Genomic DNA, 26,073 nt, shown 5'->3' with positions numbered 1-26,073 from the left:
ATGGATCGGACCCGCCCGCTGTCGGACTCTGCACCGATCACGAAGACCACGAAGACCACGAAGGAGCACACCATGAGCCTCGAACCCCACAAGGGCGCAGCGATCGTCGACGAGCGCACCTGCACGCCGAAGCCCGTCCTGACCAAGCTGCACGACACCCGCACTCCGGCGTTTGGCCGGTGGCTCGGGCAGATCAACCGCCAGGACTGAGGCGCCGCCCGGCGCACCGCGTCGCCCTGCTAGCGTGCAGACGTGTTCCGGGGCCGGCTCTACTTCGCACTGCAGGCACTCGGTGGCGCTGTCTGGTGGATCACCGTCGCGACCGTCCCGGGCATCCGGACGCTCACCCTCGGCTCGCTCGACCCGGTCGCCGTTGCGGCCGTCGACGTCCCGCTGTTCGTGGTCGCGTCGGCGATCGCGGCGTCGTCGGCCAGTGCCATCGGCCGGGCCGCCGCGATCGTCGCCACCGGCTGGACGGCGGTCGTCCTCGCGGCACTCGCCGTCTGGGCCACCGTCACCGGTGAGGCCGGCTGGGGAGTCCTGGTCATGACCGCGGCCACCGTCGGCTCCGGGCTGGCCCTCGCGCTCGTCCTGCTCGGCCGGGTGCCGACCGAGTGGCTGACGTCCGGTCCGCTGCGGTTCCGCACCGCCGACCCGGATGCCGCCCGGTCACGGCACGTCGCCGCGACGACGCTGCAGATCGTCGTCTTCTGGGGACTCTTCCTCGGGGTGTTCCCCGTGACCATCGCCGTCGCCGAGCAGCGCTGGCGGCTGCACCCCGCCCTGCCCGGACCGGTCGTGACCGCGCTGCTCGTGGTCGGGCTCGTCGTCCTCGCGCTCGCCAGCGCGCTCGGCATCGCGTCGGCGGCGGCGATGTCGACCAAGGGCGCGGGGACGCCGCTGCCGTCCGCCAGCGCGAACCGGCTGGTCGTCGCCGGCCCGTACCGGTCGGTCCGCAACCCGATGGCGCTCGCCGGCATCACGCAGGGCGTCGCCGTCGGCCTGCTGCTCGGGTCGTGGATGGTCGTCGTCTACGCGCTCGCCGGCTCGATCGTGTGGAACTGCGTCGTCCGACCGCTCGAGGAGGCCGACCTCGAGGTCCGCTTCGGCGACGACTTCCGCCGCTACGCCGCGCGTGTCCGGTGCTGGGTGCCGCGGTGGCCGATCGCCGCGAGCGTGGGCGGCGTGCCCGTCGCCGTCAGCTCGTCGACCCGCTGATGTTCACGAGCCACGTGACCCGGAACCGGTCGGTGAGCATCCCGAACGTGTCGCCCCACGGCGCCTTCGTCAGCGGTTCGATGATCGTCGCCCCGTCGGCGAGCCCGTTCCAGTAGCGGGTCAGCGCCTCGTCGTCGTCGCCGCTGAGCGACAGCGAGATGGTGCTCTCCGACGGCGTCTCCATGCCGGTCGGCGCGTCCGACGCCATCAGCAGCAGGCCGTTCTCGCCCTCGAGCTGCCCGTGCATGACCTTGTCGACGTCGGCCGGGTCCTGGCTCATGCCGGCCTCGCCGAAGGTGCCGATCGTGAGCTGGCCGTGGAACACCGAGTGGTAGAAGTCGAGGGCCTCGCGGGCTCCCGAGCGGAAGCCGAGGTACGGGTTGAGACGCACGGACATGGTGGACTCCTCACGACGGGCGGGCGTCGTCGCCCGCTGCGCGCCCATCGTCGCAGACGCGACGTGCCCGCGGAAGGGCACGTCGCCGTGGACGGGCGTGCGATGCGCCCTGGAGGCCCGTGGCAGGGCCGCCCCGCGCCTCCAGGCCGTCAGGCGGTCGCGGTGCGGTCCGTGGCCGGGTCCGCACCGGCCAGGTCGCGGATGCGCTTCGCCGGCACGCCGGCGTAGACGCCGTGCGCCAGCAGGCGCCCGGTGACGACCGCGCCGGCCGCGACGACCACGTCGTGCTCGATGTGCGCGCCGGGCAGGATCGTGGCACGGCCGCCGATCCACACGCGGTCCTCGATGACGACCGGCCGGCCGGTCGCGGTGTCGCTCCACCGGCCGTCGGCATCGATCGCGTGGTGGCTCGTCATGATGAGGACCTGCATGCCGATCGCGGCGTTCGCACCGATGGTGACGGGGGCGATGGCCTCGATGGTCGTGCCGCGGTTGAAGTAGACGCCGCGCGCGACCGACAGGTTGCGCGGGTCGCCGGTCAGTGAGAACCCGGGACCGGGAGCCGACTCGGCACGGGCGCCTGCGGCGTTCAGCAGCAGCCGTCGCACCACCCGCGGCAGGAACGGCGAGCCGAGCAGGGCGGTGAGGAGGACGTGCTCCCGGGCGTGCGCGGCGTCCTCACGCAGGCGTCGGGAGAACGTGGAGGGGACGGGGACGGCTGGCGTGGCCATGCGGCCTCCTGGGTTCGACGGGGCGTGCGATGTCGCACAGCCGAAACGTAGGCGGTGCCGGACGACCCGACAACGGACACCGAGGCGGTTGCGTGATCCTTGCGGTAACGCCCCGGCCCGCTACTCCCGCGCCGCCAGCGCCGTCTGCCGCGGCAGCTCCCCGAACTCCTGCCGGTAGCTGCCGGCGAACCGGCCCAGGTGCGCGAACCCCGTCGCCCGGGCGATCTCGGCGACGCTGCGGTCGTCGCCGGCCTCGAGCTGCTCGCGGGCGAGCAGGAGGCGGATCCGGCGCAGGTACATCGTCGGCGTGATGCCGTGGTGCCGCTGGAACGCGGCCTGGACACCGCGCACGCTCAGGCCCGCGGCCTCGGCGACGTCGTTGACCGTGATCTGCTCGGTCGCGTGGTCGAGCAGGAACGTCTCGGCGCGGGCGAAGCGGGCGGTCGAGGCCATCACCGGCTCGTGCTGCCCCACCGGCCAGTGCGGGATCGCGGTCAGCAGCCCACCGGCGGCGAACCGGGCGAGCTCGCGCTCACGTTCCACCGGCACGTCGGCCGGGCCCTGCAGCACCTCCTGCGCGACCGAACGGACCATCAGCCACCACGCGGCCAGCGGCGCGCCCTCGGGCACGTGACGCGGACGGAACTCCAGCGGACCCGGTGCCCAGTCGCCACGCTCGGCAGCGACCTGCTCGACGATCGTCCGGTCGATGCGCAGCACGTCGTGCTGGACGTCCACCCACCGGAACCGCTGGGGGTCCTGCCGGTAGAGCACCGGGCGGCCGACCTTGACGGGGTTGTCGTCGACGACCGCGGAGCCGGACTTCACCCAGACGATCATCATCGCCCGTCCGGGCTCGACCGCGCCGCTCAGGGTGCCCGTGCACCGCGTCGACTCGAGCGACAGCAGGGCGGTCCCCCGCACGCGTTCCTCGAAGGCGAACCCCTCGCCGGTGCCCTCGACGGTGAGGCCGTGGGTCACGTGGGTCACCGAGAGTGCCTCGGCCGCGACCGACGGCTCGTCTGTCCTGATCTGCCGCTGCGTGCGGTGCATCATCTCGGGCACAGGACGATCCTCGCGACATGTCGGCATCCGCGCAACGCACGACGCGCCGGGTTCCTCGGAAGACAGCCAGCAACCGCGCGTTTGACTGGTGGGCCATGAAGTACATCCAGTACGACCGCTCGACGATCCTGACCAGCGACGACGTCGCCGATGCCGTGATCGAGTACGCCGCGGCGCTCGCCGGCGGCAACCGAGCCGACGCCATCGCGATCCCGGCGGTGGCGGAGGACGGCACCATGACCACGACGAAGATGCTCATCGGCCCGTCGAGCGAGATCGTCGTCGCCGATGCGGACGAGGACGAGCTCGAGGTCGAGAACGGCGAGTTCGTCGCCCGTCTGCGTGCGGCAGCCGGCACGTTCGAGCACCCGGAGACGATCCACGCGGACACCCGCTCCGACCTGACGGGCGAAACGCCGGTCGCCTGACCGCAGCACGGTCGTCGCGACGCTCACCGGCCGAGGTCGGTCGGGAACCTGCTGGCGTCCACGGCGAGGACCGCCTCGGTCCGTCGGCGCATCTCCGCCAGGAAGGCCCCGCCCTCGGGCTCCAGGTCGTCGTCCGGCGCCGGCTCCAGGGCGACCGCCACCGCAGGTGCGAGGAGCAGCTCTACCGTGCTGGCCGCGCCGAACTCGTCGGTCGTCGGGACCGACACGACGTCGCTCAACCGGCTCTGGTGCAGGGCGGCCGCGTACCGGATCACCGCGTCGGCGACCGCGTCACCGGTCAGGACCCGGACGGCCCCCGCGTAGTTGACGTACTTCATCGATGCTCCCTCGTGACGAGGGGCACCCGCCGCGGTGACGGTTCCCTGATCCTGCTGGACAGTAGGCCGTGGTCGCCGCGCGCGTCACAGACAGCGCCGCCGGAGACGGCGCCGAGGGGTCTGTCCGCTCCGCGCTGTCGCTCGGGATCCCGCTGGTAGCAACGAGGTGCGTGCCGCCACCCGTGCGGCGCGGGAAGGAAGCGACTCTTGACCGAGATCACCGCCCACCACGGGCTCTTCAAGGACACGAACCTGCACGTCGACGACACCGGCGGTTCCGGCCGCACCGTCGTCCTGATCCACGGCTGGCCGCTGTCCGGCGCGTCCTGGAGCAAGCAGGTCCCGGCGTTCGTCGACGCCGGCCACCGCGTCGTCACCTACGACCGTCGCGGCTTCGGTCGCAGCGACAAGCCGAAGACCGGCTACGACTACGACCACCTCACCGAGGACCTGCACACGATCCTCACCGAGCTCGACCTGCAGGACGTCACCCTCGTCGGCTTCTCGATGGGCGGCGGCGAGGTCGCCCGCTACTTCTCGAAGTACGGCACCGAGCGGCTGCACAGCGTCGTCTTCGCCTCGGCCGTGCCGCCGTACCTGCTGCAGACGTCGGACAACCCGGACGGCCCGCTGCCGAAGGAGCAGGCGGCCGAGATGACCGCGGGCCTGACGAAGGACGAGGACGCGTTCTACGACCAGTTCACGACCGACTTCTTCTCGGTGGACGGCACCCTGGTCGTCTCCGAGGAGGACCGGCAGCAGGCGCTCACGCTCGCGAAGCAGGCGTCGAAGACCGCCGCGCTCGAGGCGATGGCGTCCTTCGCGAACACCGACTTCCGCGACGACCTGCCGAAGGTCACCGTGCCGACGCTCGTCATCCACGGTGACGGCGATGCGACCGTGCCGTTCGACGGCTCGGGTGCCCGCACGCACGCCGCGATCGCCGGCTCCGAGCTGCACGTCGTGGCCGGCGGCCCGCACGGCGTCAACGTCAGCCACCCGGACGAGTGGAACCGCGTGGTGCTGGAGTTCCTCGCGAAGTAGCGCGGAGACAGGGCGGACGGGAGGCCCGTGGCGGGTCCGCCACGGGTCCGCCGTCCGCCCTGTGCGCAGGTCCAGGGCCCCACTCAGGCCGCGGGAGCCACCAGACCGGCGCGCCGGCGCAGGTCGAGCGCGGCCGCGACGAGCTCGCGGGTGCGCGGGTGCGCGCCCGCGTCGAACAGCCGCTCCGCGGGGCCCACGTCGACGACACGACCGCCGTCGAAGACCGCGATGCGGTCGGCGACCCGGCGCACGACGGCGAGGTCGTGCGAGATGAACACGCAGGTCGTGCCGGTGGTGCGCTGCAGGTCGAGCACCAGGTCGAGGATCCGCGCCTGCACCGAGACGTCGAGCGCGGACGTGGGTTCGTCGCACACCACGAGCGGCACCGGTCCGGCGAACGCCCGGGCAATGGCGACGCGCTGCTTCTGCCCGCCGGACAGCTGGGCCGGCCGGCGGTCGAGGACGTCGGCGGGCAGCCCGACCCGCGCCGCGAGCTGCTCGGCGGTGCCGTCGCCGTGCAGCAGCCGGATCGCCCGTCCGAGCACCTGTCGAACCGTGCGCCGCGGGTTGAGCGAGGCGTCCGCGTTCTGGAACACGACCTGCACGGGTGGGGTACCGGTCGGCGTCCGGTCGCCCGCGTCCAGTGTGATCGTGCCGTCGTGTCGGACCAGTCCGGCGAGGGCTCGGCCGAAGGTCGTCTTGCCGGAGCCGGACTCCCCCACGACGCCCAGCACCTCACCGCGGCGCAGCTCGAGGTCGATGCCGTCGAGGGCGACGGCGCCGTCGTACTCCTTGCGGAGGCCCCTGATCGTCGCGAGCACGTCGTGCTGCGCGGTGTCGGCCGACGTGTCGGCCTTGCCCGCCGTTCCTGCCTTGCCCGTCGTGATGTCGGGCAGGGCGTCGACGAGCTGCTTCGTGTACGGCTCCGCGGGGTGGAGCAGCACCTGGGTCGCGGTGCCCTCCTCGACGAGCACCCCGTGGCGGAGCACCCCGACCCGTCCGCAGTGCGCCGCGACCAGCGGCAGGTTGTGGCTGATGAGCAGGGTCGCGAAGCCGATCTCGGTCCGGAGCTCGTCGATGAGCGCCATGATGCCCGCCTCGACCGTGCTGTCCAGGCCGGTCGTCGGTTCGTCGAGCACGAGCAGGCGCGGACGGGCCACCAGGGCCATCGCGATCGCGACGCGCTGCTGCTGACCGCCGGACAGCTCGTGCGGGTACCGGACCCCGATCGTCGTCGGCGACGGCAGCCCGACCCGGGTGAACGCCTCGATCGTCGCGGTGTCCGCAGCCGCGCGGCCGGAGCCCGTGGCGCGCAGGACCTCGGCGACCTGGCGTCCGACCGTCATCGTCGGGTTGAGGGCGAGGCCGGGTTCCTGGTGGACGACCGCCACGACGTCGCGCCGGAACCGCCGGAGGCGCTCACCGCTCAGGGACGCGACGTCGACGCCGTCGACGACCAGCGCCGACGACCCGACGGCGGCGTCCGGGCCGAGCGACGCCGTCAGCGTGCCGGCCACGGTGCTCTTGCCGGAGCCGGACTCGCCCACGAGCCCGTACGAGCCACCGGGCTCGATCACGAACGCGACGTCGTCGACCACCCGGGTGCCGCGGTACGACACGGTGAGCCCCTCGACGCGGACCAGTGCGTCGGTCGTGCCGGTGGTCCGGGGCTGCTCGCTCGTGCCGGTCTGCTCGGTCACTCGGAGACCTCCTTGAGGTTGTCGGCGATCAGGTTCGCGGACACGACGATCGACGCCACGGCGACGCCCGGGAACACGACCGTCCACCACGCGGCCTGCAGGTAGGCGCGGTTCGCGTTGATGTCGAGCCCCCAGTCGGCGGCCGGTGGTTGCGAACCGAGCCCGAGGAACGACAGCGACGCGGTGATGAAGATCGCGGCACCGAGGCTCAGGACCGCCTGGATCACGAAGACCCCAATCACGTTCGGCAGCAGCTCCGTGACCATCGCCCGGACGGCGCTCTCGCCCTGCAGCCGTGCGGCCTGGACGTAGGACTTGCCCATCTCGACGAGCACCGCGGCCCGGACGATCCGCGCGATGCCCGGCGCGAAGAGCACGCCGACGATGAGGACGAGCGCGGGCGTCGACACCCCGAACGCACCGACGAGCACGACGAGGAAGATCAGGCTGGGCAACGCGAGCAGCACGTCGAAGAACCGCATCAGGGCGGTGTCGACCCACCCGCGGTGGTAGCCGGCGAGCAGGCCCAGGGTGCCGCCGACGACGGTCGCCAGCGCCGCGCCGAACGGGCCGATGACGAGCGCCGGCCGGGCCCCGGCGGCGACGCGGGCGAAGACGTCACGGCCGAGCGAGTCGGTGCCGAACCAGTGCGCAGCGCTCGGCGCCTGCAGGAGCTCGCCGGTGCGGGCGAAGGGCTGCAGGCCGAGCAGGTGCCAGCCCACGGCCAGGACGACCCACCAGAGCAGGATCGCCACGGAGACCAGGAACGTGGGACGCCGGAGGAGTCCGCGCCACCCGCGGCGGGTGACCCGTGCGGTGCCCGTGGTGGTCGACGCCGACGGACGGCCGGCGAGGGCGTCGGTCTCGACGGCACCGGGGACGACGGCGGTCATGCGGTGGCCGCCCGTTCGAAGCGGATCCGGGGATCGACCACCACGAACAGCAGGTCGGTGAGCAGGAGCGCGCCGAGCGAGAGCGCCCCGGCGAGCATCACCCCGCTCTCGAGCAGCAGGGCGTCCTTGCGCTCGGCGGCCGACACGAGCAGCGCGCCGAGGCCCGGGTAGGAGAACAGGGTCTCGACGATGACGCTGCCGCCGAGCAGGGTGCCGAGGTAGATGCCGAGCACCGAGAACGTCGGGATGAGCGCGTTGCGGACGACGTGCCGGCGGACGACCTGGCCGGTGGTCAGGCCCTTGAGCACGGCGGTGCGGTGGAACTGCGACCGGATCGTCTCGATCGTCCCCGCACGCACCATCCGGGTCAGGACGGCGAGGTACGCCAGGGCGAGCACCACGGCGGGCAGCGTGAGCACCCGGAGCCGCTCGCCGAACCCGGCGTCGAGCGCACCGGACGCCTGCACGGGCACCACCCGCAGCCAGACCGCGAAGACGAGCAGCAGCACGATCCCGACGACGAACTCCGGCACCGCCGAGATCGTCAGCAGCCCGACCGTGACGGCACGGTCGGAGCGGCGACCCTGCCGGTACGCCTGCACGGCACCGAGCGTGATCGCGACCGGCACCATGATGACGAACGCGTACGCGCCGAGCAGCAGGGAGTTGCCGAGACGGCCGAGCACCAGGTCGCGGACCGGCTCGGAGTAGACGAAGCTCGTGCCCCAGTCCCCCGTGACGAACCCGCCGATCCAGTGCAGGTACCGGCTGACGAGGGACCCGTCGAGCCCGTGGTCGACGTTCCACGCGCGCACCTGCGCCGCCGTCGCGTACTGCCCGAGGGCGTTCCGGCCCGGGTCCCCCGGCACGACCTGGACGAGCCAGAACGTCAGGACGGAGACCACGACCAGGACGAGCGGGATCTGGACGACCCGTTGCCCGACCAGGGTCAGCAGACGACGGCGGCGCGCGGTGCTCATGACGCGGTGACCCCGATGCCCCGGAAGTCGAACCCGCCCGGGAAGTCCTGCCCCGACCGGAAGGTGCCCGTGACGCGCTTCTGCAGCAGGATGCTGCTCGACGCGAACGCGGGGACGATCACGGGCAGGTCGGTCCACTCGATCTCGGCGATCTGGTTCGCCAGGTCCTGCCGCTCCGACTCGTCGGTCGTCGACTCGTACCGGTCGGTCAGCTGCTCGAGCTCCGGGCTCGAGTACTTCGAGGCGTTCCAGACGGCGCCGTCGCGGTAGATCAGGTCGACGTACTGCGCGGGCAGGCGCTGCGCCCAGTTGGTGATCGTCACCGGGGCGTTCAGCCACGGGGTGTCGTCGCCGTCGGCGTAGTACTGCGCGCTCGTCAGCACCTTGAGGGTGACGTCGAACCCGCCGACCGCCTCGAGCTGCTGCTGCACCACCTGGGCGAGGGCCTTCTCGGCGTCGAGCGTCGTGATCTCGAAGGAGACCGTCGTGCCGCCGAGCAGGTCCGCGACCTTGGCCTTGTCCTGCTCGCGCTGCTCGAGTCCCTTCGGTTGGATCGCCGAACTCGGGAAGAACGTGGTGTCGTTGCCGACCTCGGCTGCGCCGCCGTAGACCGTCTTGACGATCTCCTCACGGTCGAGCGCGAGGGCGAAGGCCTCACGGACCTTCGGGTCGTCGAAGGGCGCCTTGGTGACGTCGAGGAAGATGCCGTCGAACTTGTTGAAGTACGGCTCGGTCTCGGCGTAGTCCGAGGCCTGCAGCGTCGACGTCGCGGTGGGGCTGGCGGCGATCTGGTCGATCTCCCCGCTCTGGAACGCGAGCAGCTGGGCCTGGTCGTCGGCGTAGAACTTCACGTCGACCTGCTGCAGCTCCACGTCCTTCGCGTCCCAGTAGTCCGGGTTCTTCGTGAACGTGGCGCCCTGGCCGGCCGAGTACTTCGTCAGCACGAACTGTCCGGCGCCGACGGGCTGCTTGGCCCAGTTCGCGCCGGCGTCGAAGCCGGCCGGCTGGATGGTCGTGTTCGAGCCCGTGAGCAGGTAGGGGAAGTCGGCGTACGGCTTGGCGAGCGTGAAGTCGACGGTCGAGGCACCGTCGGCGGCGACCGACTGCAGGATGCCGTCGAAGCTCGACTTGCCGGGCGACTGGCTGTCCTTGCCGATGATCGAGTCGAACGTCGCGACGACGTCCTTGCTCGTGAGCGCGGCACCGTCGGAGAACTGCAGGTCGTCGCGGAGCTGCACCGTCCAGGTGCGTCCGTCGGACGACGCCTTCCACGAGTCGGCCAGACGCCCCTCGAGCTTGCCCTTCGCGTCCTGGCTGAGCAGGCCCTCGGACGCCAACCCCACGATGAACATCGCGTTGTAGTCCGAGGTGGTGAGCGGGTTGATCGTGCTGTCGGGCTCCTGGAGCCCGAGCGTGTAGGTGCCGGTGTCCGAGGACGATCCGGGCGAGGCGTCGCCGCCGGACGAGCACGCGGCGAGCGTGAGGGCGAGGGCGGACGCGGTGGCCGCGAGGGCGAGGCGCTTGAGGCGACGCCGCCGCGACGTGAGGTCGACGGTCACGGATGACTCCTAGGGGTTCGGGTTGCAGGGGTGCTGTGCAGGGAGCGGTGGAGCGGTCAGCGGTGCGCGCGGTCCGGCACCCGGGGGTGTCCGAAGCGCTCGCGCAGGGTGAGGTCGTCGTGCGCCGTCGCGGTCCGGCCGCGGCGCTGCAGTTCCGGGACGACGTGGTCGACGAACCGGTCGATCCCGCCGGGCAGGTACGGGAACTGCACGATGAAGCCGTCGGCGCCACCGTCGTCGGCGAGCTCCTCGAACCGGTCGGCGATCTCCGGACCGGTGCCCGTCAGCAGGCTCCGGCGGTACGACCACGCGTAGACGTCGCGGGGCGTCGCCGGGCCGTCGGCGAGCAGCCGTTCGACCGCGGGCTTCGGCGAGCGGGTCTCGTTCGAGGTGTCGAACTCCTCGGCGTAGTCGAACGGCACGTCGACGTCGCGGCCGGACAGGTCCTGCCCGATCTGGTGCGACACGTCCTCGAGGATGAGGGCGTCCGGCGTCAGGGCGAGGATCGCGTCCGCCTCCGCTCGGGCGTCGGCGGCGGTCTCCCCCACGACCGGCATCACCGACGGCATGATCTTCACCGCGTCGGCGGAGCGGCCGTGCCGGACGGCGCGGGCGCGCAGGTCGTCGACGAAGCGTCGGACGTCCGCGGTGGAGCCACCACGGGTGAACACCGCGTCGGCCGTGTCCGCGGCGAGTTCCAGCCCGGACTCGGACCCGCCGGCCTGGAACAGCAGCGGGTGGCCCTGCGGCGGCCGCGCGATGTTGAGCGGCCCGCGCACCCGGAAGAAATCGCCCTCGTGGTCGAGACGGTGCAGGCCGTCGCGGCGCGCGAAGACCCCGGACGCCGGGTCGGCCACGATCGCGTCGTCGTCCCAGCTGTCCAGCAGCCCGTTCACGACGTCGACGAACTCGCGACCGCGCTCGTACCGTCGGGAGTGGTCGATGTGGGCGTCACCACCGAAGTTGCGGGCCTCTTCGTCGTAGCGGCTCGTGACGAGGTTCCACGCGGCTCGCCCACCGCTGAGGTGGTCGAGCGAGGCGAGGGTCCTGGCCACGTGGTACGGCTCGTTGTACGTCGTCGACACGGTCGCGGCGAGGCCGATCCGCGACGTCACCTGGGACAGCGCGGCGAGCAGCGTGAACGGTTCGGGCCGCAGCGCACCGTAGTGGTCGACGCCCGACGGGTACCGGTCCCAGAAGTACAGGCCGTCGGCGAGGAAGAGCGTGTCGAACACCCCGCGCTCGGCGGTCTGCGCGATGTGCCGGTGGTGCCGGATGCTCAGGTGCTCGGCGGGACGCGAGGACGGGTGCCGCCACCCGGTGACGTGCGCGCCTCCCGGGTGGAAGGCGAAGGCGCCCAGCAGGATGCGGTCGCTCATGCGGACGCCTCCTGGTCGACTGTCGCTGGCGCGGGCACGGCTGCCGAACCGTCGTACCGGCTCGCCGGTCGCGCCAGCCCGAGGTGCTCCCGCAGGGTGTCGCCGCGGTACGCGCGGTCGTACACGCCACGACGTTCGAGCTCCGGCACCACCTGGTCGACGAACCGGTCGACGCTCACCGGGATCGACGAGAACGCGAGCATGTAGCCGTCGGCGGCGTCCTGCTCGTAGCGCTCGGTCAGCCAGTCGGCGATCTGCTCGGGTGTGCCCGGCAGGAACCGACGGCGCAGGATCGTCCGGTAGACCTCGCGCAGCGTGGTGGCCTCGGCAGCGATGCGGCGGATCGACTCGTAGACGGACTTCGACTGGTTGATTGCCGTCTCGTCGAAGACGTGCTCGAACGGTGCGTCGAGCGGCCGGTCGGACAGGTCGGTCTGCAGGTAGTGGGACAGCAGGTCGAGCGAGACGCGGTCCGGTGTCAGCTCCTCGATCTCGTCGAGCTGCCGCAGCGCGTCGGCCTCGGTGTCGCCGATCACCGGCGACACCGCCGGCAGGATCAGCATCGACGACGCGTCACGTCCGTGCTCGACGGCGCGGCGCTTGTAGTCGGCGTACAGGGCCTGTGCGTCGGCGAGGTCGTCCTGCCAGAGGGTGAAGACGCCCTCGGCCTTCGCACCGGCCAGCGCACGGCCGGCCTCGGATGCCCCGGCCTGGAACAGCACCGGGTGGGCCTGCGGCGGCCGGGCGATGTTGAGCGGCCCGCGTACGCGGAAGAACTCGCCCTCGTGGTCGAGCACGTGCAGTCCGTCGCGCTTCGCGAAGTACCCGGACTCCTGGTCGTACAGGAACGCGTCGTCGTCCCAGCTGTCCCAGAGGCCCTGCACGACGTCGACGAACTCGGCACCCCGGCGGTAGCGGACGGCGTGGTCGAGGTTCGCGTCGCGACCGAAGTTCCAGGCCTCTTCGTCCGAGGCGCTCGTGACGAGGTTCCAGGCGGCCCGGCCCTCGCTCAGGTGGTCGATCGACGCCAGCTTCCGGGCCACGTGGTACGGCTCGTTGTAGGTGGTCGAGACCGTCGCGGCGAGCCCGATGTGCTCGGTCCGCTGCGACAGGGCACCGAGCAGGGTGAAGGGCTCGGTGCGGATGTTCACGGCGTGGTCGATGCCCGACGCGAAGCGGTCCCAGACGTACAGCTCGTCGGCGATGAACAGCGTCGCGAACCCACCGCGCTCGAGCGTCTGCGCGAACCGGACGTAGTACTCGACGTCCAGGTAGGCGTCCGGTTCGCTGCCCGGCAGGCGCCAGCTCGTGACGTGCTCGCCGCCGGGGTAGAAGACCATCCCGCCGAGCACCAGGCCGCCGTCGCGGGTCATGCCGTCACCGCCTCGTGGGCCAGTACGGCGCCGAGCTGCGGGGCCACCTGTTCGGCGAACAGCGCGAGGGCGTCCGTCCGTGCACCGACGTCGGAGTAGCCGTCGTCGACCTGCACGTTGAGCTGCGTCGCGTACCGGGAGTACGGCTTCGACGCGATCGACTCGGCGATGTCGTCGGCCGTGCCGTAGTGCAGGTTGAGCGACGCGGCCTTCTCGGCCAGGGTCGTCGCCGGTGGCAGGAACGACTCGCCCCACGCGTACTTCGCCTCGATGCCCGCACGCGCCTCGCGCAGCGCGGTCTCGCGGTCCGGCGCCGGGTAGATCGCCGTCGAGAGCGCGACGCGGGGAACAGCGCCGTCCGGCAGTGCGGCGTGGTAGGCGTCCGCGGTGACCTCGGCCGGCACGGTCTGCGTGGTGCCGATCAGCACTCCGTGCCCCCGACGGGCGGCGACGGTGGCGCTCTCGGCGCTGAGCGTGGCGTCCCAGATCCGGTCGAGCAGCCCGCTGCCGTCCGGGTTCAGGCGTGCGGTCCCCGTGCCGAGTGACGCACCACGCAGCGCGTCGAGCAGCCGTGCGAGCTGCTCGTCGAACGCGGCACGACGGGTGTCGTGGTCGGCCCCGACCAGACCGGGCGCGAAGACGTCGAGGGTCTCCGGGCCGCCACCGTTGGCGACGCCGAGTTCCACCCGGCCGTCGCTGATCGCGTCGAGGACGGCGGCGTCCTCCGCGACCCGGACCGGGTCCTCGTGCGGCAGCGTGACCGCTCCGAGCCCGAGCCGCAGGGTGGACGTCCGCTCGGCGAGGGCCGCGAAGAACACGAACGGTGACGGCAGTCCGCCGCGCGCCGGTGCGTCGTCGTGTCGGAAGTGGAACTGGCGGACCCAGGCCCCGTCGTACCCGAGGCGTTCCGCCGCGGTGAAGAGCTCGAGCTCCTCGCGGTAGGCCCGGGTCGCCGGCGGCGCCTCGGTGCCGTGCGAGAACACCGCGATCCGCAACGGCACCGTGGCCGCGCGGGCGGTGCGTTCGACGTGCGTCATGCAACACTCCCTCGTCAGTGGAGCGATGCAAACACGAGCGAGCGATGCGCACGAGCGTCGACGTAACGGGGCGCAGTGATTCGTCACGGAACGTAGGAGAGCGCGCGCAGCGCGGAACAGGAGCATCATCGCCGCCCTTGTGCCCGGAGCAGGACCGACGTAGCTTGGCGGCAGCTGCCCCGGACCCCGGTCGCCGGAACTCCTGTGTTCCTCGAGCCGATCAGGGAGCGTCACCGTGTCGCAGCAATCCGTCGACGAGACGTCATCCGCGAACGTCACCGAATCGACCCTTTCCACAGCGGCCGCACCGGTCCGCCTGGAGGCCTCGGCGTCCTCGCCCGAGCAGGCCCTCGAGCAGTTGCCGGGCCTCGTCACGGGCACCTCCTGGCAGACCCGTCCGACCACCGGGGCGTACTCGTTCCGGTACCTGGCCGTCGGTGACGGCAACGTGACGCTCCGCCGGTCGCAGATGCGCGGCTACGTCCGCGGCACCGTGGCCCCCGACGACGCGTACATCGTCGTCCTGGTGCTCGGCGGCGTCGTCACGCTCGACCTCCTGCGTGGCGGCGGGCCGGTCGACAACGGCGTGCCGGCGCTGATGCCCACCGAACGACGCGCCGTGGTCGAGGCCAGCAACCACGACGCCGTCATGGTGCACCTCACCCGCGCGTTCGTGCGGTCCGTCGCCGAGGAGCGCCACGGCCTGCCCTCCGGCGGCCTGCACCTCGACGAGCGTGCTGTCCCCGCAGCGGACGCCGTCGTGCGCTGGCGGCAGGTCCTCGAGTCCGCTCGTCGGGTCCTCGCGGCACAGGGTGTGGCCTCCACCGCGTGGTCGGACGCCACCCGGGCCGTCGCCGTGGCCTTCCTCGCCCTGTACCCGCCGAAGGCCGCCGGGCCGTCGAGCGCCCTGTGGGCCCCGCGGAACGCCCGGATCCGGCGAGCGGTCGACCACGTGCACGAGCACGCGGCGGAACCGATCGCCGTGTCGGACCTCGCCGCCGTGTCGGGCTTGAGCGTCCGTGCCGTGCAGGAGTCGTTCCAGCGGCTGTTCGGGATGCCGCCCTCGACCTACGTCCGGTCCGTGCGTCTCCAGCGCGTCCGAGGCGACCTGCTGCGGCTCGACTCGACGTCCACCTCGGTGAGCGAAGTCGCCCGCCGCTGGGGCTTCGCGCACCTCGGCCGGTTCTCGGCGGAGTACACGAGCCGCTACGGCGAGTACCCGAAGGCCACGCTGCACCGGTGACGGTCGGGTCGGCACCCCGCCGACCGTCGCGGACACCTGGGTCGCCGCGCACCCGTGCTCGCCTACCGTCACGTCCATGTCCACGCGAACGAAGACCGCCACGGCGCTGTTCGGTGCCGCCACCATCGCCCTCCTGCTCACCGCCTGCGACCCCGGCGGCGCCCAGAACCCGAACCCCGTCGGGCAGCTGCCCGGTTCCGAGGAGAAGTCGCAGGCGGCCGAGTGCGACCTCGCCTCGGGTGCCGCGGTCGACCTGATCGCGGACGCCGTCGGCCCGGACGACACGATCACCGCCGCCAACATCCAGAAGGGCGACGGCGGCTGGTACCTCGGTGCGACGATCATGCCGAAGGGCGACGACGACACGAACGAGGACGACGAGGAGGACGCCGTATCGGTCTGGGCGAGCACCGCCGACCCGACCGCAGACGACTTCGACGGCCCGCTCTACGCCGTCAACGACACCGCGCAGGACGCGGTGTCGGACACCGCCGCGACCGCCGCGCCGAGTTCGTTCAGTGACGACTCGCAGCTGGCGCAGCAGGTCGAGAACTGCGTCGACGGCGAGACCGACGGCTGATCGCCACCACGCGCCCTGGGCGCGACCGACGGGCGGACGGGAGGCACGGTGCGGGCCCGCACCGCGCCTCCCGTCCGTCAGGTCGTGGCGTCCACCGCCCTGGCGGACGTCACGCAGGCGGTGTCGCGTCGAGCGCGATGACCGCGACCTGGACCACCGCGTCGTCCGGCATGTCCGGGTAGTAGTTGGCGCGCAGCTGCCGAGCGAAGTCGGCCATGTCGGTGTCGGCCGGCTGGTGCGCGGCCCGAGGGGTGAGCTCCGCCAGGCGGTGGTCGGTCACCTCGGTGACCTGGCCGGCCAGCGGCGTCGCCGAGGGGTGCTCGTCGAAGACGAACACCGCGGGGCCGGTGCGGACGTCCTCCTGCCAGCGCACCGTCGTGACCTTCTCGCCGCGCTGGACGGCGTCGTGGTGCTTCTGGTGGAAGTGGATCGTCTGTGGTGCTGCGGTGGGAGACACCGCTCCAGTCTTGCGACATCCTGGCCTCATGACGAACCGATCGCCGTCGGGGCTCCGCGCGGTCGGGTTCGACCTCGACGGGACGCTGTTCGACCACCGTGGCGCAGCGACCTCCGGAGCCGTCCGGTTCCTCGAGTCAGTCGGCATCCCGGTCTCGGTGTCCGCCATCGACCGCTGGTTCGCCGCCGAGACCGAGCAGTTCGAGCGGTGGCGAGCCGGGCAGATCAGCTTCCCCGAGCAGCGGCGCGAACGGCTGCGGGCCGTCCTGCCCGCGCTCGGTGTCCCGACGCCTACTGACCACCATGAGCTCGACGAGCTCTTCGACGCGTACCGGCACCACTACGAGGCATCGTGGCGTGCGTACCCGGGGAGCCTGCCGCTGCTGCGGACGCTCCGTGTGCAGGGGCACCGCATCGGCGTGCTGACGAACGGCACCGAGACGCAGCAGGTCGACAAGCTGCGCCGCACCGGCTTGCTCGACGCGGTCGACGTCGTGTGCGCCTCGGACCGGATCGGAGTGCAGAAGCCGGACCGTCGAGCGTTCGAGATCCTGTCCGCCGAACTCGGCGTCGAGTCGAGCGGCTGCTTGTTTGTCGGGGACAGTGTCGCGCACGACGTGGAGGCGGCCCGGGCCGCCGGGATGCACGGGCTGTTGATCGACCACGAGGCCACGGACGGCCCCGACATGGAGACCCTGGTGCTCACGGCGCTCGCCGGCGGCACGCGGCCGTAGAGTGCACCATGACCCAAACACCGGCAGCATCGCCGCTGCTGCACCTCGGGGTGCTGGCCGAGTCGCGGAAACCCGACGAACGCCGCCTCCCGATCCATCCCGCCCACTTCGAGCGCATCGACCCCGACCTGCGCGCGAACATCATCCTGGAACGCGGGTACGGTCGCCGCTTCGGCGTCACGGACGACCAGCTCGAATCCCTGGTCGGCGCCATGGCGGACCGAGACGAGCTCATCGCCGCGTCGGACGTCGTGCTGCTGCCCAAGCCCCAGGTGTCCGACCTCGAGGACCTGCGGGACGGACAGGTCCTGTGGGGCTGGCCGCACTGCGTGCAGGACCCCGCCCTCACCCAGGTCGCGATCGACAAGCGCCTGACCCTCATCGCGTGGGAGTCGATGAACCACTGGCGGTCGGACGGCGGGTTCAGCCTGCACGTGTTCCACAAGAACAACGAGCTCGCGGGCTACTGCTCCGTCATCCACGCCCTGCAGCTCTGCGGCTCCACCGGGGACTACGGCCGCCGGCTCACCGCGGTCGTGATCGGCTTCGGGGCCACCGCCCGCGGTGCCGTCACCGCGCTGAACGCCCACGGGATCCACGACGTCCGCGTCCTGACCAACCGCGACATCGCGGCCGTGGGGTCGCCGATCCCCTCCGTCGACATGCTGCAGATCAGCCAGGACGACCACGACCCCAGCGGCAACACGGTGAAGACCGAGGACGGTCCGGTGCCGCTGGCGCCGTACCTGGCCGAGAACGACATCGTCGTGAACTGCACGCTCCAGGACCCGAACGCCCCACTCACGTACCTGCGCACCGAGGACCTGGGCGTGTTCCGTCCGGGCAGCCTCATCGTCGACGTCTCGATCGACGTGGGGATGGGGTTCGAGTGGGCGCAGGCGACGACCTTCGGGGAACCGATGATCACCGTCGGCGAGAGCACGAACTACTACGCCGTCGACCACAGCCCGTCGCTGCTCTGGAACTCGACGACGTGGGAGATCAGCGAGGCGCTCATGCCGTTCCTCCGACCGGTGATGGAGGGCCCGTCGTCGTGGGCCGAATCGGACACGATCCGACGCGCCGTCGAGATCGAGGACGGCCACGTGCGCAACCCGGCGATCCTCGCGTTCCAGGGGCGCTCGGACGAGTACCCGCACGTGGTGGCCGGCTGACGCGGGCGCTGAGGGCTGGTCGGCGCTGACCCGATGCGGAACGACGAGGTCGACGTCGTGCGACAACGGCCTCGTCGTACCGCGTCGGCGGTGCTCACCGGAGCGCCGCAGCAGCCTCCCGCAGCTCGGCGAACGCTGCGAGCGCATGACCCGCGAGTCCGTCGTCATCAGCGCGTGCCGCACCGGCCCACCGGTCGAACCCCTGCTTGAAGGCGAGCACGCCCATCTCGCTCGCGAGCCGGGCCGTCGGTTCCGCGACCCCGCGCTCGATGAGCGCATCGGTCATCGCGGCGGCCATCCCGACGCTCTTCAGGGCGTCGCGCTCCTGGAGCTCGGCGCTCGCGGCGACCGCGGCCTTGAGTCGCGGACCCAGCTCGCGGTTCATCGGACCCATCTCGCCCGATGCACGTTCGAGTCCAGCAGCGACGGCGTCGAGCGGTGAACGTTCGGGCGCCGCGTCGGTGATCCCCTCGGACAACAAGCGGCTCAACGTCTCCTGCCCGGCGACGAGCAGTTCGCGCTTGTCCGGGAAGTGTCGGAAGAAGGTGCTCTTCGTGACCCCCGCGCGCTCGGCGATCTGCGTCACGGTCGTCTCGTCGTACCCCTGTTCGGAGAACAGGTCGACGGCGGCCAGGACCAGCCGTTCCCGAGCTCCCGGTTCCCATCGCGCCATGGGAGCATCCTACGGGACGGGACAATTGTCTCATCACGGGTGTACGGTGACGAGACACTTGTCCCATCACTGGAGGATCCATGCGCGTCTTCATCACCGGCGGCACCGGCACCATCGGTACGGCCGTCGTCGCCGAACTCATCACCGCAGGCCACAGCGTCACTGCGCTCGCCCGCTCGGAACGCTCGGCCGCAGCCCTCACCGCGGCGGGCGCCGAACCAGTCCGGGGCGGTCTCAGCGACCTCGACGTCCTCCGTGCCGGTGCGCGCGCCGCCGACGGCGTCGTCAGCCTCGCGTTCTCGAACGACTTCAGCTCGCCGGAAGCCCTGACCCGGGGCATCGCCGAGGAAGCGGATGCGATGGCCGTACTCGGCGAGGAACTCGTTGACTCCGACCGCCCGTTCGTCGTCGTGTCCGGCACACCGTGGGTCCCGGGCAGGGCGTCGACCGAGGCGGACCCCCTGCCCCTCGAGGGACCGGTCGCCGGTCGCGCCCGATCGGTGCTCGCCGTGCTCGACCTGGCCGAGCGTGGCGTGCGGGTGTCCGCGATCCGGTTGCCGCGCACCGTGCACGCCGACGGCGCGGGCGGCTTCGCCGGCATCCTCACCGAGACGGCCCGAGGCAGCGGTGTGGCCGGGTACCCCGGAGACGGCGAACAGCGCTGGCCCGCCGTGCACGCGCGGGACGCTGCCGTCCTCTTCCGACTGGCGCTGGAGGTCGCACCGGCCGGCACGGTCTGGCACGCCGTGGCCGACGAGGGCGACCGGGTGCGCGACCTCGCCGAGGTGATCGGCCGACGGCTCGGACTGCCGGTCGAGCGCGTCGCGGACGAGGCGTTCGGGGCGTTCGCCCCGATCTTCGTGATGGACCAGCCGGCGTCGAGCGAGCACACGCGTCGCACGCTCGCTTGGGAGCCGGTCCACGAATCGCTGCTGGCGGACCTGGAACACGTCGAGCGCTGACGTCGTGCCCTGGGCGCGACGTCAGGGACGGACGGGAGGCGCGGTGCAGGCCCGCACCGCGCCTCCCGTCCGCCGTCGGCGCACGTGACCCGCGCCGCGTCGGTCGCGCGGACCGGTGCGGTCGGTCAGGCGGTGCGGTCAGTCGCCGGGCGCCGACACCCAGACGTTGGGAGCGAGCTCCTGCAGCGGGTCCGCCCCGACGCTCGTGTACCCGTCGGACACCAGGAGGGTCTGGTGCTCCTGCTCGTCGATCATGCTCGTGACGACGGATGCCCGATGGATGTCCTGCCTCCCCCCGCACACCGAGTAGTTCGCGGCACTGTCGGGGTCGCCGTTCCACGCGACCAGGCACGCTCCACCGTCGGCGACGGCAGCGATCCAGTAGGCCGTGCCGTCGTGCTCGACGGCGAACCGCGCGCTGTTCGGGACCATGTCGTCAGGAGTCGTCGTCAGATCCGCGGGCAACGCGTCCCGCGCAGCGATGGGCTTGCGCAGGATCGAGAAGAAATCGGACGCGTCGCTCGCCGTGTCCGACACGGTCGTCGGCGTCGTGTCCGGGCGGTGCGTACTCGACGACGGGTGCGGAGCAGCGTCGCCGTCCGAGCAACCCGTGAGCACGACGACCGAAGCGACCGTGATCGCAGCGACCGCGCCGAGCAACCGCAGGGTTCGTGGTGCACCGATCACCGGGTCAGTTCCCCCACACGAGGAACGCGATGACCCCGCCGATCAGGACCGCGCCGATCGGGACGAGGTACACCCAATCGTGACGGATCGGACCCTGTCCGGGCTGGTGGTCGCGCTGGAACGGTGCGACCGGGTTCCCACTCGTTCCCGGCAGGAAGTCGACAGAGTGCTGTCGGACCGGTTCGTGTCGTCGGCTGTTCATCGGACCCCCGTGATCGCTTCTGCGGTGGGCTCTGGCGGGCTCGAACCGCCGACCACTTCGGTGTAAACGAAGTGCTCTACCAACTGAGCTAAGAGCCCGCGACTCGATCCTAGAGGTCGATCCCCCGTATCGTGGCGCTGGACAGCCCGGCCGCGAACCAGTTCAGTGCTCGGCTTCATTTCGCCGATAGTAAGCCGTACACTTAACCCATGTCGGACGAGCCCATCTACGCCGTGATCCTCGACCTCGTCGACTCCCGCACGCTCGAGGACCGCCCCGCCGCGCAGCGCGACGTCGAGCGGGCGTTCCGCGAGACGACCGACGTCACCCCGGTGGACCCGGTGCACGCGACCGTCGGCGACGAGTTCCAGGTGATCTACGCAACGCTCACCGACGCGCTCGTCGCCAGCACCGCGGCAATGCTCGCGCTGCCACCGACGGTGCAGGTCCGGCTCGGGATGGGTCGCGGGACGGTGCGCACGGTGGGGTCCGGCACGAGCGGTCCGCTCCAGGACGGCCCGGCATGGTGGTCCGCCCGCGACGCCATCAACGAGACGCACCGCCGCGAAGACGGCCGGACGTCCTTCCTCCGGTCGTGGTTCCACGCGTCCGACGACCGCCACGGCACCGAGGAGCGACTCGTGAACGCCTACTTCCTCAGTCGCGACCACGTCGTGGCCCGCCTGACACCACGGGGCCGACGCATCGCGCTCGGACTCGTCCAGGGCCGGACCCAGGCGCAGATCGCCGCGACCGAGGGGATCACCCCGTCAGCGGTCTCCCAGTCGGTGCAGAAGTCGGGCGTGGCCGCGATCGTCGAGGGTCTCCGGGTCCTCGCGGGACAGGAACGCTGATGCTCGCCGGGATCCTCCTCGCACTCATCGGGCTGGGCGACGTCGTCCGGGCACGGACCGGTACTGACGCGCACCGACAGCGCACGCTGACCACCATCGCTATCGTCGTGCTGTGGGCCGGGGTGTCCGCTGTGGCCTGGCTCGGTCTCGGTGTCCCCGTGTGGAGCGTCCTCGTCACGGTGGTGCTCGCAGCGGCGTGGATCGCCACGACCGCGCCGGTCCGAGCCGGTGGCGGGACCGCGGACGGCGACCGTGGCGAACCGACGGCCCGGGGGCTGCTGCGAGGGTCCGGGTCCTGGCCCGCGGTACTGCTCGCCGTCGCCGTCGCCGTGCTGCTGCTCTGGGGGCCACTGCCCGACGGCACGGGCTTCGTGGTCGACTGGCACGACGGCTCGGGCCTGGCGTTCGTCGACGCCGTTCCGCTCGCCGCCGTCGTGGGCGGTGTCGGCTCGGCGCTGTTCCTCGTCGACTCCGCGAACGTGGTCGTCGCCCAGGCACTCCCGCCGGGACTCCAGCGCGGAGCCGTCACGGGCGCCGAGGCCGATGACCTCCGCCGCCGGTTCGGGCGACGCCGACGCTCCGACGCCGACGCCGAACAGTCCGGGGACAGCACGGTGCGTCTCAAGGGCGGTCGCCTGATCGGCCCGATCGAACGACTGCTGCTGGCCGGGTTCGCGGTGGCGGGGGCCTTCCCGGTGGTCGCTGCGCTGATCGCGGCCAAGGGCATCGTCCGGTTCCCCGAGATCCGCCGAGAGACCACCGGCTACCAGGCGGAGTACTTCCTGATCGGCAGCCTGGTGAGCTGGGCGATGGCCTTCGCGGCCGCCGGCATGTGCTGGCTCCTGGCGCACAGCTGACCCGCGCGGAGCCCGTCGGCCCGCCCGTCCCGTCCCGTCCCCCGAGGTTCCGAAATCTCGGCATCTCGCGGCCCTGAGCACGTCAGTGTGGAACCTCGGCGACGAACGCACGGCGAGTTGTGGAACCTCGGCGCAGCGAGTCCACCCGCACCGCGCCGCTTCGGAGACGCGTCAGGCCGCGTGTCGGGCCCGACCCTCGACCTGGCGTTGGACGAAGGCCTGTCGGAGTCGCTCGAACAACACTGCCGGACGCCCGGTGTCGGCGGATGTTGCGTGGATGACGATCCAGCCGTTCACCGCGAAGCCGTTCGACCGGCGCTGATCGTGCTGGAAGGTCCGGCGGTCACGGTGGTGATCGCCGTCGTACTCGAGGGCGATCCGGAGCGTCGGCCACGCGAGGTCTGCTCGGCCGAGGAAGGAACCATGGTCGTCCACGACGTCGACGTTCACCTCGGGTTCCGGGAACCCCGCATCGACCACGCCGAGCCGGAGACGGGTCTCCATGGGCGACTCGACTCCGGTCCGCACCCTGTCGAGTGCGGCTCGTGCTCGTCGTGCCGAGCGACTCCCGGCAACAATCGCGGCCGCCAGTCCGTCGATGGTGGCGAGCCCGCTCGGACCGACGAGGTGGTCACCCAGGACGACGAGTTCGACGACGGTGAGCAGTGACGCCGATTCGAACCACGCGCGCGCTGGCGGGCTGACCGGGATGCCGCGGACGAGTTCCGGCCGGAAGCCCTCGATCCGAAGCCGGTGCGGGATGACCTGGGGGCGACGCATGATCGGCGCGGTCCCGATCGCCGTCACGTGCACGAGTTCGTCGTCGAGCCGTGACGGGAGCGGCGCTCCCCAGAGCCGAGCGGCCGTGGTGTGGCTGACGAACTGGTCGCTCCGGAGGACGACGGCGATCGCTTCCACGACCGTCACGGGGACGTCCGCTCGGACGCGGACGCCGTGGACCGGAGCCCTGAGGTCGCGGCGGGTCAGCCGCGATGGGCTCGCTCCGGCCGCCAGCGCCTCTCGCACCGGGAACGGCCTCGGCGAGTGGTCGACGCGTGCTCGATTCCCCATGACGAGAGCATCGCGCACGAGGTGTCGGGCCCGACCCCGGTGGGACGCATCTGTGGAGAACGACGCGGGACGGGCCTCCAGTCCGAACCAGAAGGACGTGGCGAGGTTCCACGACATGCCGCGCGATGATCGCCGAGGTGCCGATCCCGGGCGAACAGCGGCCCGAGATGCCGAGATTTCGGAACCTCGGGGCACACCGCGGAACCTCGGGGCAGCACGGACCGACGGACGGACGACGGGCGGGCGGGCAGCAACGGCGCGTACCCTCTCCCTCGTGAACGGTGCCGGTGTCCTCGACGAATCCGGGCGGCTGCGGCTCCTCGGCTCCGGGGTGACGGGTGCGGCGTTCGCGGTCGTCCTCGTCATGCTCGTGTTGTCGTCGTGGACCGAGGCGACCACCACCGTCCTGGTCTCCGTCGGCATCCCGTCCGCGGTGGCAGGTGCCGCGATCGCCGTGTACCTGCAGTTGCGCGCCTGGCGTGCCGAGGGCGGGTACGAGCGCTCGATCGCGGTGCGCGAGTGGATCGCCGACGGTCAGGTGCCGTACGGGGTCCCGGCGGAACTGTGGATCCCGCTGGTCCAGGCGCAGGCCGACCGCGAGGGCGCTGGCTGGGGCAAGGTCGTCCTCGGCACGCTGTGGATCGCGATGACGTGGTCGATGCGCGACCAGCACGACGCCCTCATCACGACGATGTTGATCCTGCTCTGGGCCGGAATGGTGCTGTGGGCGGCGGTGTGGGTCATCCCCCGCGCTCGAGCGGCCCGTGCGCTCCTCCGCCGCGGGGTCTCCACCATCGGCTGAACGACGGCGCGAAACCATCGGCTGAACGACCGCGCGAACCCGCTGACTACGATCGGCGCCATGCAGAGTCGCACCCTCGGCCGAACCGGCCGCGAAGTCTCCCCCATCGGTCTCGGTACGTGGCAGTTCGGCGGTGACTGGGGTCCGGTGAGCGAAGCGGACGCGAACGCCGTGATGGACGCCTCGGTCGAGTCCGGTGTCACGCTCTTCGACACCGCCGACGTGTACGGCGACGGTCGCAGCGAGCAGCTCATCGGTGCGTGGCGTGCGTCCAACCCCGATGTGCCGCTGACGGTCACGACGAAGATGGGCCGCCGCGCCGAGCAGGTCCCGTCGAACTACGTGGCGACGAACTTCCGCGAGTGGGTAGACCGCTCGCGCACGAACCTGCGGCAGGACACGCTCGACCTGGTGCAGCTGCACTGCCCGCCGTCGGAGGTCATCGGCGACGACGCCGTGTACGACGCCCTCGACGCGCTGGTCGCGGACGGCTCGGTCGCCGCCTACGGCGTCAGTGTCGAGACGGCCGATCAGGCGTTGGCCGCGATCGCCCGGCCCGGCCTCGCGAGCGTCCAAATCATCCTCAACGCGTTCCGGCTCAAGCCGCTGGACCGCGTGCTGCCGGCGGCCCTGGAGGCAGGGGTCGGCATCCTCGCGCGCGTCCCGTTGGCCTCGGGGTTGCTGTCCGGCAAGTACACGACGGAGACGTCGTTCGCCGAGGGCGACCACCGCAACTACAACCGGCACGGCGAGGCCTTCGACCAGGGCGAGACGTTCAGCGGTGTGGACTACGACGACGGCGTGCGCGCGGCGCAGACCTTCGCGGCGTCCCTGCCCGACGCCGTCTCCGTGCCGCAGGCGGCGCTGGCGTGGGTCATCGCGCAGGACGGCGTGACCGCCGCGATCCCCGGAGCACGGAACCCGGAGCAGGCGCGCTCGAACGCGGCCGCCGGTGACCTGCCGCCGATCGAGGGCCTCGACGCCACGGTGCACGACCTGTACGACACGTGGTTCCGCGCCACGGTCCACGACCGCTGGTGAGGACCCGCGTCGTCGCGGTCGCGGTGGCCGCACTCCTGCTGCTGTCGGGCTGTGCCGCGCCGGGGGCGGGGACGTCGCGCGACGCTCCACCCTGGCCGCGGCCGACCGACCTGTCCGCCCGTGCCGACGTGGCGGGCTTGCGGAACGTGTGGGGTGAGCGGCTCGCCGAGCACGTCCACACCCACCTGACGATCCTGGACGGCGACGACCCGGTGACGGTCCCCGCGAACATCGGGCACTCGGACCGGGGGAAGTTCGCCGCCGAGATCCACACGCACGACACCTCGGGCATCGTGCACGTCGAGTCCCCCACCGAGCAGACCTTCACGCTCGGCCAGTTCTTCGACGAGTGGGGTGTCTCGCTCGGTCCGGAGCACGTCGGCGGCCTGCGTGGCGAGCTCACCGTGTGGGTGGACGGCCACCGCCGGATCGGCAACCCGCGTTCGATCGAGCTGACGAACCGGCGCGAGGTCGTCCTCATCGTGACGACGATCGGCGAGGTCCCGCACCTGCCCGCCCCCTTCGACTGGCCACCGCAGTACGGCTAGCGCGAACGGTGCGAGGTTCCGTATCCGGTGCGCCCCGCCGGGAGTC

At 71.8% G+C, this 26,073-nt stretch carries 30 protein-coding genes and 1 tRNA gene; 14 read left to right on the top strand and 17 right to left on the bottom strand.

Going from position 1 to position 26,073, the window contains the following annotated elements; genetic code table 11:
- The first annotated feature begins 72 nt into the window (after positions 1-72).
- Both ACGH48_RS08805 and ACGH48_RS08800 read left to right on the top strand, forming a co-directional pair.
- Complete coding sequence (locus ACGH48_RS08805) at positions 73-210, top strand: hypothetical protein (protein WP_185021360.1); 138 nt, start codon at positions 73-75, stop codon at positions 208-210.
- Positions 211-252: 42 nt separating this feature from the next.
- On the top strand, positions 253-1,218 hold the full coding sequence (locus ACGH48_RS08800; protein WP_396291036.1) for a methyltransferase family protein: 966 nt from the start codon (positions 253-255) through the stop codon (positions 1,216-1,218).
- Here the strand turns inward: ACGH48_RS08800 and ACGH48_RS08795 are convergent.
- The 3 genes from ACGH48_RS08795 to ACGH48_RS08785 all read right to left on the bottom strand — a co-directional run bounded on the left by ACGH48_RS08795 (position 1,199) and on the right by ACGH48_RS08785 (position 3,402).
- On the bottom strand, positions 1,199-1,615 hold the full coding sequence (locus ACGH48_RS08795) for a VOC family protein (RefSeq protein WP_396291035.1): 417 nt from the start codon (positions 1,613-1,615) through the stop codon (positions 1,199-1,201). The two genes, ACGH48_RS08800 and ACGH48_RS08795, sit on opposite strands and share 20 nt — an antisense overlap.
- A gap of 149 nt (positions 1,616-1,764) precedes the next feature.
- Positions 1,765-2,346 (bottom strand): DapH/DapD/GlmU-related protein, encoded by a 582-nt coding sequence (locus ACGH48_RS08790; RefSeq protein ID WP_340196522.1) that lies wholly within the window; start codon positions 2,344-2,346, stop codon positions 1,765-1,767.
- A 120-nt stretch (positions 2,347-2,466) separates the two neighbouring features.
- Entirely contained in the window at positions 2,467-3,402 is a 936-nt protein-coding gene (locus tag ACGH48_RS08785) for an AraC family transcriptional regulator (RefSeq protein ID WP_123312837.1), read from the bottom strand.
- A 104-nt stretch (positions 3,403-3,506) separates the two neighbouring features.
- Between ACGH48_RS08785 and ACGH48_RS08780 the strand changes: the two genes are divergently transcribed.
- Positions 3,507-3,839 (top strand): hypothetical protein, encoded by a 333-nt coding sequence (locus ACGH48_RS08780; RefSeq protein WP_123312838.1) that lies wholly within the window; start codon positions 3,507-3,509, stop codon positions 3,837-3,839.
- A 23-nt stretch (positions 3,840-3,862) separates the two neighbouring features.
- Here ACGH48_RS08780 and ACGH48_RS08775 read toward each other — a convergent pair whose 3' ends face one another.
- Entirely contained in the window at positions 3,863-4,177 is a 315-nt protein-coding gene (locus ACGH48_RS08775; RefSeq protein ID WP_340196523.1) for a hypothetical protein, read from the bottom strand.
- Positions 4,178-4,384: 207 nt separating this feature from the next.
- Here ACGH48_RS08775 and ACGH48_RS08770 point away from each other — a divergent pair, with 207 nt between their 5' ends.
- A complete protein-coding gene (locus ACGH48_RS08770; RefSeq protein ID WP_396291034.1) occupies positions 4,385-5,221 on the top strand; it encodes an alpha/beta fold hydrolase in 837 nt (278 codons plus the stop codon).
- An 83-nt stretch (positions 5,222-5,304) separates the two neighbouring features.
- Here the strand turns inward: ACGH48_RS08770 and ACGH48_RS08765 are convergent, their stop codons facing one another.
- From ACGH48_RS08765 to ACGH48_RS08735, 7 genes are read right to left on the bottom strand one after another with little or no spacing between them, the layout of a single operon-like run.
- Positions 5,305-6,921, bottom strand: a complete 1,617-nt coding sequence (locus ACGH48_RS08765) for an ATP-binding cassette domain-containing protein (protein WP_396291033.1) — start codon at positions 6,919-6,921, stop codon at positions 5,305-5,307.
- A complete protein-coding gene (locus ACGH48_RS08760; RefSeq protein ID WP_123938233.1) occupies positions 6,918-7,814 on the bottom strand; it encodes an ABC transporter permease in 897 nt (298 codons plus the stop codon). Before ACGH48_RS08760 ends, ACGH48_RS08765 begins: the two co-directional genes overlap by 4 nt.
- Positions 7,811-8,794 (bottom strand): ABC transporter permease, encoded by a 984-nt coding sequence (locus ACGH48_RS08755; protein WP_111085670.1) that lies wholly within the window; start codon positions 8,792-8,794, stop codon positions 7,811-7,813. The genes ACGH48_RS08760 and ACGH48_RS08755 overlap by 4 nt, the downstream gene beginning before the upstream one ends.
- Positions 8,791-10,353 (bottom strand): ABC transporter substrate-binding protein, encoded by a 1,563-nt coding sequence (locus tag ACGH48_RS08750; protein WP_396291032.1) that lies wholly within the window; start codon positions 10,351-10,353, stop codon positions 8,791-8,793. Before ACGH48_RS08750 ends, ACGH48_RS08755 begins: the two co-directional genes overlap by 4 nt.
- Before the next feature lie 56 nt (positions 10,354-10,409).
- A complete protein-coding gene (locus ACGH48_RS08745; RefSeq protein ID WP_396291031.1) occupies positions 10,410-11,732 on the bottom strand; it encodes an NtaA/DmoA family FMN-dependent monooxygenase in 1,323 nt (440 codons plus the stop codon).
- Positions 11,729-13,105: an LLM class flavin-dependent oxidoreductase gene (locus ACGH48_RS08740; RefSeq protein WP_396291030.1), complete on the bottom strand. Its 1,377-nt coding sequence runs from the start codon at positions 13,103-13,105 to the stop codon at positions 11,729-11,731. Before ACGH48_RS08740 ends, ACGH48_RS08745 begins: the two co-directional genes overlap by 4 nt.
- A complete protein-coding gene (locus ACGH48_RS08735) occupies positions 13,102-14,142 on the bottom strand; it encodes an LLM class flavin-dependent oxidoreductase (protein ID WP_396291029.1) in 1,041 nt (346 codons plus the stop codon). The genes ACGH48_RS08740 and ACGH48_RS08735 overlap by 4 nt, the downstream gene beginning before the upstream one ends.
- A 235-nt stretch (positions 14,143-14,377) precedes the next feature.
- Between ACGH48_RS08735 and ACGH48_RS08730 the strand changes: the two genes are divergently transcribed.
- Positions 14,378-15,385, top strand: coding sequence for a helix-turn-helix transcriptional regulator (locus tag ACGH48_RS08730; protein WP_340196529.1), 1,008 nt, complete (start codon positions 14,378-14,380; stop codon positions 15,383-15,385).
- Positions 15,386-15,461: 76 nt separating this feature from the next.
- The gene (locus ACGH48_RS08725) at positions 15,462-15,965 is read left to right on the top strand and encodes a hypothetical protein (RefSeq protein WP_123312849.1); all 504 of its coding nucleotides are present in this window, start codon (positions 15,462-15,464) and stop codon (positions 15,963-15,965) included.
- A gap of 109 nt (positions 15,966-16,074) precedes the next feature.
- Here the strand turns inward: ACGH48_RS08725 and ACGH48_RS08720 are convergent, their stop codons facing one another.
- Entirely contained in the window at positions 16,075-16,422 is a 348-nt protein-coding gene (locus ACGH48_RS08720) for an ASCH domain-containing protein (protein ID WP_396291028.1), read from the bottom strand.
- A 28-nt stretch (positions 16,423-16,450) separates the two neighbouring features.
- On the opposite strand from ACGH48_RS08720, the gene ACGH48_RS08715 reads away from it, so the two are divergent.
- Positions 16,451-17,155 (top strand): HAD family hydrolase, encoded by a 705-nt coding sequence (locus ACGH48_RS08715; protein ID WP_396291027.1) that lies wholly within the window; start codon positions 16,451-16,453, stop codon positions 17,153-17,155.
- 8 nt (positions 17,156-17,163) lie between these two features.
- On the top strand, positions 17,164-18,330 hold the full coding sequence (locus tag ACGH48_RS08710; RefSeq protein ID WP_396291026.1) for a N(5)-(carboxyethyl)ornithine synthase: 1,167 nt from the start codon (positions 17,164-17,166) through the stop codon (positions 18,328-18,330).
- A gap of 94 nt (positions 18,331-18,424) precedes the next feature.
- On the opposite strand, the gene ACGH48_RS08705 is transcribed toward ACGH48_RS08710, so the two are convergent.
- Positions 18,425-19,003: a TetR/AcrR family transcriptional regulator gene (locus ACGH48_RS08705; protein WP_123292596.1), complete on the bottom strand. Its 579-nt coding sequence runs from the start codon at positions 19,001-19,003 to the stop codon at positions 18,425-18,427.
- Between the two features lie 80 nt (positions 19,004-19,083).
- On the opposite strand from ACGH48_RS08705, the gene ACGH48_RS08700 reads away from it, so the two are divergent.
- Complete coding sequence (locus ACGH48_RS08700) at positions 19,084-19,965, top strand: NAD-dependent epimerase/dehydratase family protein (protein WP_396291025.1); 882 nt, start codon at positions 19,084-19,086, stop codon at positions 19,963-19,965.
- A 138-nt stretch (positions 19,966-20,103) separates the two neighbouring features.
- Here ACGH48_RS08700 and ACGH48_RS08695 read toward each other — a convergent pair whose 3' ends face one another.
- From ACGH48_RS08695 to ACGH48_RS08685, 3 genes are all read right to left on the bottom strand, one after another.
- Entirely contained in the window at positions 20,104-20,652 is a 549-nt protein-coding gene (locus ACGH48_RS08695; RefSeq protein ID WP_396291024.1) for a hypothetical protein, read from the bottom strand.
- 4 nt (positions 20,653-20,656) lie between these two features.
- Positions 20,657-20,854: a hypothetical protein gene (locus ACGH48_RS08690; RefSeq protein WP_123312854.1), complete on the bottom strand. Its 198-nt coding sequence runs from the start codon at positions 20,852-20,854 to the stop codon at positions 20,657-20,659.
- Between the two features lie 25 nt (positions 20,855-20,879).
- A tRNA-Val gene (locus ACGH48_RS08685) sits at positions 20,880-20,952 on the bottom strand.
- 111 nt (positions 20,953-21,063) lie between these two features.
- On the opposite strand from ACGH48_RS08685, the gene ACGH48_RS08680 reads away from it, so the two are divergent.
- Positions 21,064-21,708 (top strand): SatD family protein, encoded by a 645-nt coding sequence (locus ACGH48_RS08680; RefSeq protein WP_396291023.1) that lies wholly within the window; start codon positions 21,064-21,066, stop codon positions 21,706-21,708.
- Complete coding sequence (locus tag ACGH48_RS08675) at positions 21,708-22,565, top strand: hypothetical protein (RefSeq protein ID WP_396291022.1); 858 nt, start codon at positions 21,708-21,710, stop codon at positions 22,563-22,565. The genes ACGH48_RS08680 and ACGH48_RS08675 overlap by 1 nt, the downstream gene beginning before the upstream one ends.
- A 171-nt stretch (positions 22,566-22,736) precedes the next feature.
- On the opposite strand, the gene ACGH48_RS08670 is transcribed toward ACGH48_RS08675, so the two are convergent.
- The gene (locus ACGH48_RS08670) at positions 22,737-23,492 is read right to left on the bottom strand and encodes a hypothetical protein (protein ID WP_396291021.1); all 756 of its coding nucleotides are present in this window, start codon (positions 23,490-23,492) and stop codon (positions 22,737-22,739) included.
- Between the two features lie 418 nt (positions 23,493-23,910).
- Here ACGH48_RS08670 and ACGH48_RS08665 point away from each other — a divergent pair, with 418 nt between their 5' ends.
- From ACGH48_RS08665 to ACGH48_RS08655, 3 genes are read left to right on the top strand one after another with little or no spacing between them, the layout of a single operon-like run.
- Positions 23,911-24,438 carry a hypothetical protein gene (locus ACGH48_RS08665; protein WP_396291020.1) on the top strand — a complete coding sequence of 176 codons (528 nt, stop codon included), beginning with the start codon at positions 23,911-23,913 and terminating at the stop codon, positions 24,436-24,438.
- A 60-nt stretch (positions 24,439-24,498) separates the two neighbouring features.
- A complete protein-coding gene (locus tag ACGH48_RS08660) occupies positions 24,499-25,479 on the top strand; it encodes an aldo/keto reductase (protein ID WP_396291019.1) in 981 nt (326 codons plus the stop codon).
- Positions 25,476-26,027: a hypothetical protein gene (locus tag ACGH48_RS08655; RefSeq protein WP_396291018.1), complete on the top strand. Its 552-nt coding sequence runs from the start codon at positions 25,476-25,478 to the stop codon at positions 26,025-26,027. Before ACGH48_RS08660 ends, ACGH48_RS08655 begins: the two co-directional genes overlap by 4 nt.
- The last annotated feature ends 46 nt before the right edge of the window (positions 26,028-26,073 follow it).

Source organism: Curtobacterium pomorum (assembly GCF_044497295.1).
Lineage (GTDB): Bacteria > Actinomycetota > Actinomycetes > Actinomycetales > Microbacteriaceae > Curtobacterium.
Note: the sequence above shows the minus strand (reverse complement) of the source record. Positions and strands in the feature narration are given on the sequence as shown.